Source organism: Bifidobacterium longum subsp. infantis ATCC 15697 = JCM 1222 = DSM 20088 (genome assembly GCF_000269965.1).
In the GTDB taxonomy this organism is placed as follows: domain Bacteria; phylum Actinomycetota; class Actinomycetes; order Actinomycetales; family Bifidobacteriaceae; genus Bifidobacterium; species Bifidobacterium infantis.
Genome location: NC_017219.1, coordinates 2,188,931 through 2,204,463, shown reverse-complemented (window position 1 = coordinate 2,204,463; position 15,533 = coordinate 2,188,931). Strand labels below are relative to the sequence as shown.

Here is a 15,533-nt window from a genome sequence, read left to right as displayed (position 1 = left end):
ACATCGGTATGTGATTGACGAGCCTCATATTCCGTTTGAGATGGACGTGCTGTATGAGGACGAGCGGATCATCGTGGTGGACAAGCCGCATTTTCTGGCCACCATGCCGCGAGGCATGTGGTATCGGCAGACCGCGCTGATCCGATTGCGTGAGCGGCTGGGGGAGCCGGACATCACGCCAGCGCACCGATTGGACCGCATGACCGCCGGCGTATTGGTGTTCGTGCGGGATCCGGCCTGCCGCGGCGCGTATCAGATGCTGTTCCAGAACCGGCAGGCCGTCAAGGTCTACGAGTGTCTGGCGCCATGCCGGCCGATCGTGCGGCCTCGATACGGCACCGTGACCCGGATCGACCCGCCGCGTCCGTTCCCGTTGCTGCGCCGCTCGCATATCGTCAAGGAGCGTGGCGTTCTGGCCGCCTTCGAGATGCCGGGCTTGGTCAACGCCGAAACCCTTATCGAACGCGGCGAACCCGTGTCCCTTTTCCCCGGTGTGAAGCCGTGCATGCCGATGGCGGGCGGCCCCCGTCCGTCGGCCGTGCCCGTTTGCCGCTACACGCTACGCCCCCATACCGGCAAAACCCATCAGCTGCGCGTCCACATGAATGCGTTGGGGCTGCCCATCGTGGGCGATGATTTCTATCCATGCATCCAGGCGCGCCGGTACGACGATTTCAGCCAGCCGCTGCAGTTGGTGGCGCGTGTGCTGCGGTTCACCGATCCGGTGACGGGGCAGGAGCGGGAATTCGTTTCCCGGCAACCGTTGCTGATCTGACCGCGACGCCCCGTCCGGCGTCGTCCCGTGTGTCTGTGTGACATGAGAAAATCCACTCGCGTACATGCACACTATCGATGCAATGCAATAAAGGAACCGAATCATCATGGAACATAGAGCGTTCAAGTGGCCGCAGCCACTTGCGGGCAACAAGCCCCGCATCTGGTACGGCGGCGATTACAACCCCGACCAATGGCCTGAGGAAGTGTGGGACGAAGATGTAGCCCTCATGCAGCAGGCCGGCGTCAACCTCGTCTCCGTAGCCATCTTCTCCTGGGCCAAGCTTGAGCCCGAAGAAGGCGTGTACGACTTCGATTGGCTCGACCGCGTCATCGACAAGCTCGGCAAGGCCGGCATCGCCGTCGATCTCGCCTCCGGCACCGCATCCCCGCCGATGTGGATGACCCAGGCCCACCCGGAGATCCTCTGGGTCGACTACCGCGGCGACGTCTGCCAGCCCGGTGCCCGCCAGCACTGGCGCGCCACCAGCCCGGTCTTCCTTGACTACGCGCTCAACCTGTGCCGCAAGATGGCCGAGCACTACAAGGACAACCCCTATGTGGTCTCTTGGCATGTGAGCAACGAGTACGGCTGCCACAACCGCTTCGACTATTCCGAAGACGCCGAGCGCGCCTTCCAGAAGTGGTGCGAGAAGAAGTACGGCACCATCGACGCTGTCAACGACGCCTGGGGCACCGCCTTCTGGGCGCAGCGCATGAACAATTTCTCCGAGATCATCCCGCCGCGATTCATCGGCGACGGCAACTTCATGAACCCGGGCAAGCTGCTTGATTGGAAGCGTTTCAGCTCCGACGCGCTGCTGGACTTCTACAAGGCCGAGCGCGACGCCCTGCTCGAGATCGCCCCCAAGCCGCAGACCACCAACTTCATGGTCTCCGCGGGCTGCACCGTCCTCGACTACGACAAGTGGGGTCATGACGTGGACTTCGTGTCCAACGACCATTACTTCTCGCCCGGCGAGGCCCACTTCGACGAGATGGCCTACGCGGCCTGCCTCACCGACGGCATCGCCCGCAAGAACCCGTGGTTCCTCATGGAACATTCCACGTCCGCCGTCAACTGGCGCCCGACCAACTACCGGCTCGAGCCCGGCGAGCTGGTGCGCGACTCCCTGGCCCATCTGGCCATGGGCGCCGACGCCATCTGCTACTTCCAGTGGCGTCAGTCCAAGGCCGGCGCCGAGAAGTGGCATTCCGCCATGGTGCCCCACGCAGGCCCCGACTCCCAGATCTTCCGCGATGTGTGCGAGCTGGGTGCCGACCTCAACAAGCTTGCTGACGAGGGCCTGCTGAGCACCAAGCTGGTCAAGTCCAAGGTCGCCATCGTCTTCGACTACGAGTCCCAGTGGGCCACCGAGCACACCGCCACCCCCACGCAGGAGGTGCGCCACTGGACCGAGCCGCTGGACTGGTTCCGCGCGCTGGCGGACAATGGCCTGACCGCCGACGTGGTGCCGGTCCGCGGTCCTTGGGATGAGTACGAGGCCGTCGTGTTGCCGAGCCTGGCCATCCTGTCCGAGCAGACCACGCGCCGCGTGCGCGAGTATGTGGCGAACGGCGGCAAGCTGTTCGTGACCTACTACACCGGTCTGGTGGACGACAGGGATCACGTCTGGCTGGGCGGCTACCCCGGCTCCATTCGCGACGTGGTGGGCGTGCGCGTCGAGGAATTCGCCCCGATGGGCACCGACGCCCCCGGCACCATGGACCACCTTGACTTGGACAACGGAACCGTGGCGCACGATTTCGCCGACGTGATCACCTCCGTGGCCGATACCGCTCACGTGGTCGCCTCCTTCAAGGCAGATAAGTGGACCGGTTTCGACGGCGCTCCCGCCATCACCGTCAACGACTTCGGCGACGGCAAGGCCGCATACGTCGGTGCCCGTCTCGGGCGTGAGGGCTTGGCCAAGAGCCTGCCCGCGCTGCTGGAGGAACTCGGCATCGAGACTTCGGCTGAGGACGATCGTGGTGAAGTGCTGCGCGTCGAGCGTGCGGACGAAACTGGCGAGAACCACTTCGTGTTCCTGTTCAACCGCACCCACGATGTTGCGGTCGTGGACGTGGAAGGCGAACCGCTGGTCGCCTCGCTGGCCCAGGTCAACGAGTCCGAGCACACGGCCGCCATCCAGCCCAACGGCGTACTCGTCGTCAAGCTGTAAAACCGCGCATAGCGCCTAATTATTCAACGGCTCCCTTGCTGCTCATCGCAGCAGGGAGCCGTTTTCGTTTCTCCAGCAAAGTCGGGTAGGGTGGTCACCGTGCGAGGCAAAAACAGAGTGACGATGGCGGACGTGGCCCATGAGGCCGGTGTTTCGGTAGCCTCGGTGTTCATCGCAATGTCGAGCGGTTGCGGCGTGAAGGCCTCGAGCGCTTCGGCGGAATGCTGGCTGTTGTGAGTGGTCATGAGCAGGATGCATCTACCGTTTTAAGCCCCGCCTAGTACACTCGTCACCATGCGAGTGATCGGACAGCGAATCAAAAGAATGGCAACCATAGCAGTGACTGCCATCCTTTCCGTATCCCTGGCCTCGTGCGGGCAGGCTACGGACGACAACCGTACGGAGATCAGCGTATGGAGCTGGGAACCGAGCATGGGAGAGGTCGTCCGCCGCTTCGAAAAAGCCAATCCGGACATCCGCGTGAAATGGACCAACATCTCCGGCTACGACAATCTCAATACCGCCATTCAGGACGGTTACGGCACGCCGGACGTGGCTCAAATCGAATACTATGCACTGTTGCAGTACGCGGTCTCCGGCCAATTGCTTGATCTGACCGACAAGATCGGCTCGGATTATTCCAACTTCTTTACCCTCGGCACATGGTCGTCCGTGCAGCTCGCCGGCCATATCTACGGGCTGCCCATGGATTCGGGCCCGATGGGTTTCTTCTACAACGAAGACGTGTTCCGCCAAGCCGGCGTGGACGCCACCAAGATCAAGACTTGGGATGACTACTATGAGGCCGCCAAAAAGCTCAAGGAGATCGGCGTGTACATCGCCGCCGACTCGGGTGATGGCAGTTTCTATGACGCGATGGTCTGGCTTGCCGGTGGTCAGCCGTTCCACACGTCGGCCGACGGCAAAACCGTGACCATCGATTTGGATGAGGATGCCGGCACCCAACGGTTCACCGAATTCTGGCAGAAAATGATCGATGAGGGGCTTGTCGATACCACCTCCGCCACATGGTCGGATCGGTGGAAAAGCAGCGTGAGCACCGGCACCATCGCCTCCGTGTTCTCCGGAGCTTGGATGCCGTCGCTGCTGCTGTCCAATGTGCCGGGCGCGGCCGGTCTGTGGCGCGTGGCTCCCATGCCCACCTATGGTGGTCAGCCCGCCAATGCCGAAAGCGGCGGATCGGCGCTGACCGTGTTGCAGCTGACCCGTAAGCCGGATGCGGCCTATCGTTTCGTGGACTTTGTGGCGCATAACGCCCAAGGCATTAGCGCGCGTGTGGATGGCGGTGCTTTCCCGGCCGATTATGACACCCTGAATTCCGCTGATTTTTTGGATAAAACCACGATTACCAATGACCGTGGCATTGAAATCCCGTATTTCGGCGGGCAGAAGTTCAACCGTGTACTGTCGGAGGCCGCCGAGGATGTGCCGATCGGATACCAGTATCTGCCGTTCGAAGTGTATGCGCGCAGTGACTTCAAATCTACGGTGGGCCAGGCATACGAATGGTCCAGCAGTTTCCACGACTATCAGCAGCGACAGGAAGCCATTGAGATGGGCATGAAGGACGAGGAAGGCAACCCGCTCGAACCGTTGGAGAAGCCCGGCAAGAAAGTCAGTCTCTCCGACGGCCTGGCCCAATGGCAGAAAGACCTCCGAGAATACGGCTTCAATCAGGGCTTTACGATTAAGTAGGGTTTTGAGTTGGTTTTCGGGGAGGGACGGAATCGACTGCGCTATGCGCGGCCGATTCCTGCACGCCGCGTTACTTCACATTGCGCGAGTAGATGTATGCCATGCCTTTGAAGATCAGGTCTGAATCGTAGACGTCGATCATGTCGGTGTTGTTCTTGAAAATGCGGCTGAGCCCTCCCGTGGCTACCACTTGGAACGGCTCATCGATTTCCTTGCGGAACTGCTGAATCGTGCGCTCAATGCCACCGAGGAACGTGTAATACAGTCCGGCCTGCATAGCAGTGCGCGTATTGGTGGCCAGAATCGACTGTGGTTGCGTGATCTCCACTTCCGGCAGCTGGGCGGTCTGCCCCCACAACGCCTCGGCCCCGGTGCGGATGCCCGTGGTGATGAAGCCGGAACGAATCGTGCCGGAACTGTCCACATAGTTGAACGTGGTGGCGGTGCCGAAGTCGGCCACCAGCACCGGGCCGCCATAGGTGTGGTAGGCGCCGGCGCAGTCGGCGATGCAGTCAGAGCCCAAGGTTTTGGGGTCGTCGAGACGAATGTTCATGCCGGTCTTGACGCCAGGGCCCACCACCATCGGTTCCAATCCGAGGAATTTGATCAGCGAGGCGCGGAAGGAATACATCACCTTCGGCACCACCGAGCAGACGATCACATCGTCCACATCGTCGGCCGTGTAATCGCTCAAAGCCAGGAACTGCGTGATCATCAGACCGTATTCGTCTGAGGTGTGCGTCGCCTTGGTGGTGATGCGGTAGGAGCCGACGATGCGGTCGCCCTCCAGAAAACCGATCACGATATTCGTATTGCCGATATCGACCGCCATCAGCATGGGTCAGGCCTCCTTGTTCTCGTCATCGACATTGCTCGCGCCGCCGGAACGCAACGCTGCGAGCCGCAGCAACAGTCGTTGCGCAAGCACGGTTTTGTCCATCTTGTCCCAATGCTCGATCTTCGGGGTACCGGCATCCTCCGCTCCGGACGTGAGCACGGTGACAACGTTGGTGTCGGTGCCGAACCCGGCACCGGCGTCGCGCAGATTGTTGGCCACCAGCATGTCGCAATACTTGGACGTCAGCTTCTTCTCCGCATTACGAATCAGATGCTCGGTCTCCATCGCGAATCCGCACAGGATCTGCGAGCCGTCGTCGCGCTTGCGTTCGCCGGCCCACGCCAGAATATCCGGGTTGGAAACCAGCTCCACGGTGATGCTGCTGCGGCCGGCCTTCTTGATTTTCTCCGGCGCAATCTCGGCCACGCGGAAATCGCCCACGGCGGCGGCCATAATCGTGATATCCGCCGCCGGGAAGGCGTCGGCCACCGCATCGAACATATCCTGCGCGGTCATGACGCGCACCACATCCACCGCATCGGGCGCGGTCAAGGCGACTGGACCGGAGACCAACGTTACGTCGGCACCAAATTCGGCTGCGGCCGAGGCAATCGCATACCCCATCTTGCCGGTGGAATGGTTCGTCAGATAGCGGACCGGGTCTAGCGGCTCCTGCGTTGGCCCGGCAGTGACCAGCACGCGCAGCCCCTTGAGCGGGGAAGATGAGGGAGCCTGGTCATCCTGCGCATCCGCCAGCAGCCGAGCGGCCACTTCCTCGATGCGCGCCGGCTCTTCCATACGGCCTCGTCCCACGTCGCCGCAAGCCAGATTGCCTTCCTCCGGCTCCACAATCTGCCAGCCCAATTCGGCGCAGGTTTTCAGATTGCGCTGCGTGGCCGGATTGTTGTACATATGCACGTTCATCGACGGGCATAGGATCTTCGGCCCCTCATAGGCCAGAATGGTGGACGTCAGCGTATCGTTCGCCAATCCACAGGCGATGCGGGCGATGACGTCGGCGCTCGCCGGGGCCACCACCAGCAGATTGGCCCAGGCCGCATCGGCCACATGATTGATGGTCGTTGGCACGGTCGGATTGGCCGTCACGTCGCCGTGCGCGGCCGGATAAGCGGGGAACATCGTGGTACGGGTGGGCTGATGGGTCAGCGAGGTGAAGGTCAGGGGAGTGACGAAACCTTCGGCCGCTGTGGTTTCGATAACCCGCACCTCGTGGCCGGCCTTGGTCCAATCGGATGCCAGATGACAGGCCTTGAATGCAGCGATGCTGCCGGTGACGCCCAGAAGAATATGTGCCATAGCTGCCTCCCGGCCTTATGCCAAGGCCGCACATGTGCCCACGCCAGCGCTTCCCGCGTTGTTGCCCGACGATGCGCCGCGTGCTGTGGTCGCCGCGGACCCTCCGTCGGCGCCGCAATCCAGTATAGCCATTGCCTCCGGCGTGTCCGGGGATATAGTAGAACGTGGTGATCGACCCGAATGGGCGGTCAACCACGCAAGATAACAACGAAACCATATTCGGGCGTAAGCATGCCCGAATGCATCAGGGAGTATCCATGTCCCAGAACAATGGTGTGCACGGCGAGTCCGGCGCAACCGAAGACAGGAACATCGACGGCGCGAATCAAGCCGCCAGCACCGACGCGAGCCTGAACGCGCGCGCGAAATCATCAAACAAGAAGAACGGCGGCCCGAAATGGTGGCTGTGGACGCTGATCGCGGTCGTCGTGGCCGCGGCGCTCATCGTGGGCGTCACCGTCTTCGGCGGGAAAGGCAAGGGCAAGGACGCGAACGCCTCCGGCTCGGCCAGCCGATCCGACACCGTGGCCGTCGGCCTCAAACTCGCCCCGGTCAATCTTGACATCCGCCACCAGTCGGGTTCGGCCCTTGAGCAGATCCTCATCGGCAACGTGTACGAGGGTCTCGTCTCGCGTGGCTCGGACAACAAGGTCCACCCCGGTCTGGCCAAGAGCTGGGAGATCTCCAAGGATGGCCTGACCTACACATTCCACCTCAACGAGAAGATGAACTTCTCCAACGGCGACAAGCTCGACGCCGAGGATGTGGCGTGGTCCATCAACGAGCTCAAGGCCCAGAAGTACTACGACTACGAGCAGGTCAAGAGCCTGGACAAGGCCGAGGCCGTGGACGCCAACACGGTCAGGCTCACCCTCTCCGCGCCCAACTCGAACATGCTGTGGTACCTCACCAGCCGTCCCGGCCTGGTCTACGACAAGGACGCCACCTGGGATCAGAAGAACGGCGCGTTGGGCTCGGGCCCGTACACCGTGGTCTCCTTTGACCCGAACGACAAGATCGTGCTCAAGGCGAACCCCAAGTATTGGGGCACCGAGCACAAGGCGAGGACCGAGAACGTGATCGTCCGGTTCCTGCCGGACGAGAACGCCAGCATCAACGCCCTCAAGAGCGGCGACGTGCAGGTGCTTTCGCCCATCTCCGCCACCCTTGCCGATCCGTTCCGCAAGGATCCGAACTATGTGGTCAAGTCCGGTGACGGTTCCGACAAGTTCGTGCTCGCCTTCAACATGGCCAACGACAAGCTCTCCGACAAGCGCGTCCGTCAGGCCATCCGATACGCCATCGACCATAAGCAGATCATCGCCTCGCGCGGCGGCGTGGACGCCCCCCTCGGCGGTCCGATCCCCAAGGTCGATCCCGGTTACGAGGATCTGAGCGGCCTGTACCCGCATGACGTGGCCAAGGCCAAGAAGCTCATGGAGCAGGCCGGATACTCCGAGTCGAAGCCGCTGGACCTGACCCTCACCTACGCCAACGTGTACGGCACCGAACTCGGCGACCAGCTCAAGAGCCAGCTCAAGCCCATCGGCATCGACCTGAAGATCAACTACGTGGAGTTCTCCACTTGGCTGCAGGACGTGCACGCCAACGGCAACTACGATCTTTCGCTCGTGGACCATGCCGAAAGCCACGACTTCTACGGATGGACCACGCCGAGCTACTACTTCCACTACGACAACAAGGACGTGCAGGCCCTGTACGCCAAGGCGCTGGAGGCCACCTCCGACGACGAGGCCTCGAAGTATCTGGCCAAGGCCGCGAAGATCGTCTCCGAGGACGCGCCGGCCGACTGGCTGTTCAGCTGGAAGGTCACCATCGCCTACGCCAAGGGCGTGGACGGCTTCCCGCAGAACCTGAGCCAGACCGTGCTGCCCCTCTGGCGGATCACCTACACCAAGTAGTCCCGGAACCCATCGGTCGGGCGCGGCGCGGGAGTGATTCCGTGGCGCGCCCGACCGTGGACGGCCCATCCGGCCGGTGACGCCACGGGCGGTGGCGAGGGAATCGATAAGGGAGGCGTTATGCGGTTCTTGATGCAACGCTTGCTGCTGTTCGCGGCGGCGCTGTTCGGCATTTCGGTGCTGGTGTTCGCGATGCTGCGCATCCTGCCGGGCGACGTGGCGGTCGTGATGGCCGGCATGAACGCATCGCCGGCGCGTGTGGCGGCCCTGCGCGCCGAATTCGGCCTTGACCGGCCGTATGTCGTGCAGTATCTCGACTGGGCCGGAGGGCTGCTGCACGGTGACCTCGGCGTGTCGGCGCTGACCGGGCGGGCGGTGACCTCCCAGGTCGGCCAACGTGCGACGATCACGTTCCCGCTGATCGTGATGAGTCTGGCCATCGCGCTCACCCTCGGCTTGTCCATGGGCGCCGCCGCCGTGATCTCCCGGTCGCCGGCCGTGCGCGGTTTCCTGCGCGTGCTGTCCATCGTGGGCGGCGCCGTACCGGCCCTGTGGAGCGGCCTGATGCTCATCCTTCTGTTCGCACGGGGCGTGGGCCTTGTCGGTCTGCTGCCCTCGCAGGGGTTCCCCGCCGCTGGGTGGGGCGCTCCCGGGCGGGCGGTCTCGTCCCTGATCCTGCCGGCGCTTGCCACCGGATTCGTGTCCGGTGCGGGCATCATGCGTTACACGCGCTCCATTCTGGAAGGCATCGCCGATGAGGGAGGTCCGATCGATATGGCCATGTCCTGCGGCATGACCCGCACCCAGGCGTTGGTGCGCGTGGGATTGCGGTTGGCGGCTCCGCAACTCGTCTCGGTGGTGGGGCTGGCGTTCGCCTCGATGATCACCGGCGTGATGGTGGTGGAGAACCTGTTCGCCCTGCCCGGTCTGGGCGCCCTGCTGGTGGGCGACGTCGGCAACCGCGATCTGGTGGCCGTGCAAAGCGAGCTGTTCCTGCTCGCCGCGTTCTTCCTGCTGATCGGCCTGGCGGTGGATCTGCTGCACGCGCTGCTTGACCCGCGTCTGGCCGCCGGAAAGGAGGAATGATGGTTGATCGCAATGGTCGATGGCGTCGTTCGGGCGTGGTTCTGGGCACCATCTGGTCCCGTGGCACCGGCCGCTACTCGCTGATCGTGCTGGGGTTGTGGATGGTCGTCGCCCTGGTGTCGTTGTTCTGGACCCCGCAGTCGTTGCTGGCCACCGACGGCTACCACGTGTGGGACAAGCCGTCGTCCGCGCATTGGCTGGGCACCGACGGCACCGGCGCGGACGTGCTGAGCTGGCTGATGGCCGGCTCACGCACGAACCTTGCCATCGCCCTGCTGACCGTCATCTGCTCGGCCTGCATCGGCATGCTGCTGGTCGGGCTTATGGTCGCCCGTTCCGCGGTGCTCGCCTCGGCGTCGGTCGCCGTGGTCGACGCGCTGATCTCCATCCCCACCGTGCTCATCGCCCTGCTGCTCGCCGTGCCGTTCGGCGCATCCGCGGCCGTGGTGATCGGCGCGTGCTCCATCGGCTACGGGCTGCATCTGGCGCGCGTCGCCCGTCCGGCCGCCCTGCTCGCCGCCCGCTCGGGATACGTGCAGTCGGCCCGGGCGAACGGCGCCAGCGGGTTCGGCGTACTGGTCAGACACATCGTGCCGAACATCACGCCGGTGCTGATGGTGCAATCGTCGATGTCGGCGGGCACCTCGGTGCTGGCCGAGGCGGGCCTGACCTATCTGGGCGTGGGCGTCGGCGCGGGGGTGCCGAGCTGGGGCCATTCGCTGGCCACCTCGGTCAAACTCATCAACGTGTTTCCGTTGACGGTGGTGTGGCCCGGTCTGATCGTCACCCTGGTGGTGGTCGCGCTGAACCTGTTCGGCGACGCGTTGCGCGACGCCACCGACCCGGTGTCCAACCCCGCGCTGCGGCGATCGGCCGGGGTCGGCCGCGCCGTGCGCGCAGACGCCGCGTCGGCGGCGAAGGAGGCGGACGATGAGCGTTGAGATCCGTGGACTGCGCATCGTCATCGGCGGCACGCCGATCATCGGGGGCGTCGACCTGTCCATCGCGGACGGCGAACGGGTGGGCCTGATAGGGGCCTCCGGCTCCGGCAAGTCGATGATCGCCAAATCGCTGCTCGGCCTGTTGCCGCATGAGGCCGTGCCGTCCGGCGAGATCACGATGGGGGACACCTCCGTGCTGTCCGGCGAAGACGGCGGCGCGGACGGGCTGGCGGGGAACGCGCGTTGCACATACGCCGACGAGCATGTCCTCGCCGACCTGCGAGGCCGGTATGTGGGCACGGTATTCCAGAATCCGGCCCATGCGCTCAATCCGGTGATGACCGCGGCGCAGCAGATCGCCCTGCCGTTGCGCATGCACTACGATCTGAGCAAAGCCGAACGCGCCGACCGGGTGGCCTTCATGTTGGACAAGGTCGGACTGGGCCGTGACGTGGCCGGCAAATACCCGCATGAACTCTCCGGCGGCCAACAGCAGCGCGTAGGCATCGCCACGGCGCTGATCACCTCGCCGCGGTTCATCATCGCCGACGAACCCACCACGGCGCTCGACTCCATCACGCAACGCCAGATCGTGGACCTGCTGACCTCGCTGGTGGACGACGCCGGCGCATCCATGCTGTTCATCACCCACGATTTCTCCGTGCTCGCGCGGGCCACCGAACGATGCTACGTGTTGGACGCCGGCCGCATCATCGAATCAGGGGCCACCGCCGATCTGCTCGCCGCGCCCGACACGCCGCAGGCCCAGCGCCTAGTCGCCGCCGCCCAAACCCTCACCCTCCACACTCCCAAGGAGGATTCGCATGAGTAACAGCAGTGTGCCGCTCCTCTCCGCCCACTCCATCACCAAATCCTTCGGCCCGCGCGCCGCACGCCACCAAGTCCTCTTCGACATCTCCGTCGACGTCCACGCCGGCGAATGCCTCGCCGTGATCGGCGGCTCCGGTTCGGGAAAATCCACGTTGACCCGCATCATGCTGGGCCTGGAACCCGCCGACGCCGGCAGCGTGGACTACGAGGGCCAATCCGTGGCCCCGGGCCGCAGGTCGCCGGGAGGGCGGGCCCTGCGCCGCGAATCCGGTCTGGTGTTCCAGAACCCGTTCTCCTCGCTCGACCCACGATGGCGGGTCGCCAGATCGGTGGCCGAACCGCTGACCCTGCAACGGCGTGACCTTGGATCCGCGGCCATCGCCGAACGGGTGGCCTCGGCCCTGACCATGGCCGGCCTCGAACCGGCGGACTTCCTGGACCGATACCCGATCGACCTGTCCGGCGGACAGGCGCAGCGTGTGGCCATCGCCCGCGCCGTCATCAACGAACCCAAAGTGATACTCGCCGACGAGCCGATGAGCGCCATCGACGTGGCCGCCCGCATCCAGATACTCGACACCTTCGCCGCCATCCGTGCGGCCCGCCCGGACACCGCCATCATCATGGTCTCCCACGATCTCGGCGTGGTACGGCACATCGCCGACCGTATCGTGGTGCTCCATGACGGGCGGGTCGAGGAGACGGGCGTCACCTCCGCGGTGCTCGGCGACCCGCAATCCGATTACACCAGACGGCTTATCGAGGCCGCCTCGCTCTGACGCGCACCATCGCGGCATGGCGGCTATCATAGATGATGCTTGCGGGGGAATCAGTGACGGCCATTCGGTCTCGCCCCCCAAGGGAAGGGTGTTTCATGACAAAGCTCATTCTCGACCTTGACACCGGTGTGGATGACGCGCTCGCCATCGCATACGCATTGGGCAGTCCGGAAGTGGAATTGATCGGCATCACCGGCACATACGGCAATGTGCTGCTCGACCAGGGCGTGCGCAACGCGCTGGCCATCACCGATCTGCTCGGCCACCCGGAAGTCGGGGTGTACAAGGGTCTGCCGCACTCCAGCACCACCGACTCGTTCGAGGTGCTGGAGATCTCCAAGTTCATCCACGGCGCCAACGGCATAGGCGACGTCTCGATCCCCGATTCGAACCGCGAACCGCAATCCGAGCCGGCGGTCGACTTCATCATCGACGCGGCCAAGACGTACGGCAAGGAGCTCGTCTACGTGCCCACCGGCCCGATGACCAACATCGCCGCCGCATTGCGCAAGGCGCCGGAGATCAAGGACGAGATCGGCCGCATCGTGCTTATGGGCGGTGCGCTGACCGTCTGCGGCAACGTGAACGCCTGGGAGGAGGCGAACATCTCCCAGGATCCCGACGCCGCCGATTACCTGTTCCGTTCGGGCGCCCCGGCCACGATGATCGGCCTCGACGTGACGCTCCAGACCCTGCTCACCTACCGGGAGACCCGGCAGTGGCGTGATCTGGGCACCAAGGCCGGCGCGTTCCTGGCGGACATGACCGACTTCTACATCAAGGCATACGAGACGACCTCCCCGCATCTGGGCGGCTGCGGCCTGCACGACCCCCTGGCGGTCGGCGTGGCCGTGGACCCCACGCTGGTCGACACCCTGCCCATGAACCTCAAGGTGGATGTGGACGGCCCCACGCGCGGCCGCACCATCGGCGACAATACGCGCCTCAACGATCCGGTCAAGACCATGAAGGCCGCGGTCGGCGTCGACGTGCCGCGTTTCCTGCACGAGTTCATGACCCGCATCACCGCGCTCGCCAAGCACGCCGGGTAACGGCGTCGGCGCACGGAACATGCCGAACACCGCAAACAGAGCATAGCAAACAGAGAACAGAGAGGAATTCCATGACATCATCGACCAACACCGCGGACGTCAAGTCCGCCGACGAGCAGGTCACCACCCAAACGGCCGTCAAGGCCCTGGTGCTGCTGCTCATCACCTTCATCCTCGGCACCCTGTGCCTGCAGGGCTTCAACCTCGTGTTCACCCAGGTGGGCGAAGACGTCGGCGCCCCGGCCCAGGCCTCGCTGATCACCGCCTTCCCGAGCATCGTGCTCGGCATCGTGTGCTTCATCTACGGTTCGCTCGGCGACTTCGTCTCCCTGAAGCGACTGGTCATCGTCGGCCTGATCATGCTGTTCGTCGGCTCCGTTTTCGGGTTCGTGGCCAACTTCTTCTTCCCCGCGAACCTGTGGACCGTCATCGTCGCCCGCGTGCTGCAGACCGCAGGCGAACAGGTGGCCGGCTCCGTGTATCTGGTCATCACCACCAAATATCTGAAGAACGAGCTCAAGGTCGTGTTCTTCGGCCTGTACACCGCCGGCTACCAGCTGTCCGCCTCCATCGGCGTGTTCGCTGCCGGCGCGCTCAGCTCCATCGCCTGGCAGTACCTGTTCCTCATCCCCGCCGTCACCATCCTCTTCCTGCCCACCCTGCTCAAGAGCCTGCCCGGACGTCAGGGCAGCGGCGACAAGGTCGATTGGATCGGCTTCACCATCTTCGGCCTGGCCAGCGCGTTCCTCACCCTGTTCTTCTCCTACATGGCATGGTGGATGCTCATCGTGGCCGTCGCGCTGTTCGTGGTCTTCGCCGTGTACATCGCCAAGGCCTCCGATCCGTTCGTGACCCCCGCCTTCTTCAAGAACACGCGCTGGCTGGCGGCCATGTCGCTGATCCTCGTGTTCTACTTCACCAACTACTGCATCTCCCCGCTGTTCAACGGCATCGGCACCACCGTGTACGGCATGACCACCGCCCAGGTGTCCACGTACGTCGTGTGGGCGTTCGTGTGCGCGGCCATCGTGGGCACCTGCTCCGGCCTGATCATCGGCAGGATCGGCAAGCAGGCTGCGCTGATCATCGCCGCATGCCTCATGATCGCCGGCTTCGTGTCCGCCGCCCTGGCCGTCAACGCCGGCTTCCTGGCGTTGACGATCGCCGCATGCGTGTTCTACTGCGGCGTGGGTCTGATGTATTCGCCCGTGGTCTCCACCGTGCTGAGCACGATTCCGCAGGAGGAGTCCGGCCGTGGCGTGGGCATGAACGATCTGCTGATGAACGTGACCGCCTCCATCGGCATCTCCATCATCGGTGGACTCATGGGTTCGCAGGCGCTCGCCGGTTCCAGCATCACCGGCGCCACCGGTGCCGCGGCCGGATACGCGAACCTGCTGCTCATCGGCGCCGGCGTCATGACGCTCGGTCTGATTGTGTTCCTCGTGTTCCGCAAGAAGATCTACGCACAGGACTGATGCCATGACGCTGTCCCTGGCCATTGAAGGATCCGGCTTCACCGCGCGCACGTGCGACGAGGTCGCGTATTTCCACAACGCCCTGTTCCTGATTGATGACCGGGGCATCATCACGTCCGTGCTCCAGCCGGATGCCGAACGGTATGCCGTCGAGCGGGACGAAGCTCGGCGGCATGGCGTATATCGCCGCATCCCGGACGGTGAGCAGGAGCCACCCGCCGACATCTTCCAGAAGATCCTCAATCTTGCCGTACCCGAGAACATCCGCGCAGTGTGGGTGCAGGGCCGTCAGGTCGTGGCGAAGTGAAATGAGGGCCGGCTTGTGCCGGCCCTCATCGTTGTCTATGATCCGAACTGTTGTGTTTTGCCATCACTTCGGATTGACGATTCTGCCATTACAAGAGCATGATTGGCGGTATGGAAGCGTTCTGCTTGAAGGCGTGGCGGAATCGTTGTCAAAGAATCTTGGCCACCATATGAACGCCGGCGACACGCGCTTGTCGCGGGTTGTGCTATGGTGTGGGACATGCAGATTATCTCATGTTGTTGTCGCTAACCGACGCCCCTGGGCGAGCGGTCAGTGACGCATAACTTGAGATAGAGCATTCGAATTGCG

Annotated in this window: 14 protein-coding genes; 11 read left to right on the top strand and 3 right to left on the bottom strand. The window is 63.7% G+C overall.

Annotation, left to right across the window (positions count from 1 at the left end):
* Positions 1-40 precede the first annotated feature (40 nt).
* Positions 41-775, top strand: a complete 735-nt coding sequence (locus tag BLIJ_RS10475) for a pseudouridine synthase (RefSeq protein WP_012578290.1) — start codon at positions 41-43, stop codon at positions 773-775.
* 106 nt (positions 776-881) lie between these two features.
* A complete protein-coding gene (locus tag BLIJ_RS10470) occupies positions 882-2,957 on the top strand; it encodes a beta-galactosidase (RefSeq protein WP_012578289.1) in 2,076 nt (691 codons plus the stop codon).
* Between the two features lie 23 nt (positions 2,958-2,980).
* Here BLIJ_RS10470 and BLIJ_RS14480 read toward each other — a convergent pair whose 3' ends face one another.
* Positions 2,981-3,202 carry a hypothetical protein gene (locus tag BLIJ_RS14480; protein ID WP_014485104.1) on the bottom strand — a complete coding sequence of 74 codons (222 nt, stop codon included), beginning with the start codon at positions 3,200-3,202 and terminating at the stop codon, positions 2,981-2,983.
* Between the two features lie 49 nt (positions 3,203-3,251).
* Here BLIJ_RS14480 and BLIJ_RS10460 point away from each other — a divergent pair, with 49 nt between their 5' ends.
* Positions 3,252-4,673 (top strand): ABC transporter substrate-binding protein, encoded by a 1,422-nt coding sequence (locus BLIJ_RS10460; RefSeq protein WP_012578288.1) that lies wholly within the window; start codon positions 3,252-3,254, stop codon positions 4,671-4,673.
* Positions 4,674-4,743: 70 nt separating this feature from the next.
* On the opposite strand, the gene BLIJ_RS10455 is transcribed toward BLIJ_RS10460, so the two are convergent.
* Both BLIJ_RS10455 and coaBC read right to left on the bottom strand, forming a co-directional pair.
* Positions 4,744-5,511, bottom strand: a complete 768-nt coding sequence (locus BLIJ_RS10455) for a type III pantothenate kinase (protein ID WP_012578287.1) — start codon at positions 5,509-5,511, stop codon at positions 4,744-4,746.
* Between the two features lie 3 nt (positions 5,512-5,514).
* Positions 5,515-6,828, bottom strand: a complete 1,314-nt coding sequence (gene coaBC, locus BLIJ_RS10450; protein WP_012578286.1) for a bifunctional phosphopantothenoylcysteine decarboxylase/phosphopantothenate--cysteine ligase CoaBC — start codon at positions 6,826-6,828, stop codon at positions 5,515-5,517.
* 257 nt (positions 6,829-7,085) lie between these two features.
* Here coaBC and BLIJ_RS10445 point away from each other — a divergent pair, with 257 nt between their 5' ends.
* The 8 genes from BLIJ_RS10445 to BLIJ_RS10410 all read left to right on the top strand — a co-directional run bounded on the left by BLIJ_RS10445 (position 7,086) and on the right by BLIJ_RS10410 (position 15,224).
* Entirely contained in the window at positions 7,086-8,750 is a 1,665-nt protein-coding gene (locus BLIJ_RS10445; RefSeq protein WP_012578285.1) for an ABC transporter substrate-binding protein, read from the top strand.
* 120 nt (positions 8,751-8,870) lie between these two features.
* On the top strand, positions 8,871-9,836 hold the full coding sequence (locus BLIJ_RS10440) for an ABC transporter permease (RefSeq protein WP_012578284.1): 966 nt from the start codon (positions 8,871-8,873) through the stop codon (positions 9,834-9,836).
* Positions 9,836-10,777, top strand: coding sequence for an ABC transporter permease (locus BLIJ_RS10435; protein WP_012578283.1), 942 nt, complete (start codon positions 9,836-9,838; stop codon positions 10,775-10,777). The genes BLIJ_RS10440 and BLIJ_RS10435 overlap by 1 nt, the downstream gene beginning before the upstream one ends.
* Positions 10,767-11,609: an ATP-binding cassette domain-containing protein gene (locus BLIJ_RS10430; RefSeq protein ID WP_012578282.1), complete on the top strand. Its 843-nt coding sequence runs from the start codon at positions 10,767-10,769 to the stop codon at positions 11,607-11,609. Before BLIJ_RS10435 ends, BLIJ_RS10430 begins: the two co-directional genes overlap by 11 nt.
* Positions 11,602-12,387: an ABC transporter ATP-binding protein gene (locus BLIJ_RS10425; RefSeq protein WP_012578281.1), complete on the top strand. Its 786-nt coding sequence runs from the start codon at positions 11,602-11,604 to the stop codon at positions 12,385-12,387. The genes BLIJ_RS10430 and BLIJ_RS10425 overlap by 8 nt, the downstream gene beginning before the upstream one ends.
* A 95-nt stretch (positions 12,388-12,482) precedes the next feature.
* Entirely contained in the window at positions 12,483-13,439 is a 957-nt protein-coding gene (locus BLIJ_RS10420) for a nucleoside hydrolase (protein ID WP_012578280.1), read from the top strand.
* A gap of 71 nt (positions 13,440-13,510) precedes the next feature.
* Positions 13,511-14,917: an MFS transporter gene (locus BLIJ_RS10415; protein ID WP_012578279.1), complete on the top strand. Its 1,407-nt coding sequence runs from the start codon at positions 13,511-13,513 to the stop codon at positions 14,915-14,917.
* 4 nt (positions 14,918-14,921) lie between these two features.
* Complete coding sequence (locus tag BLIJ_RS10410; RefSeq protein WP_012578278.1) at positions 14,922-15,224, top strand: hypothetical protein; 303 nt, start codon at positions 14,922-14,924, stop codon at positions 15,222-15,224.
* The last annotated feature ends 309 nt before the right edge of the window (positions 15,225-15,533 follow it).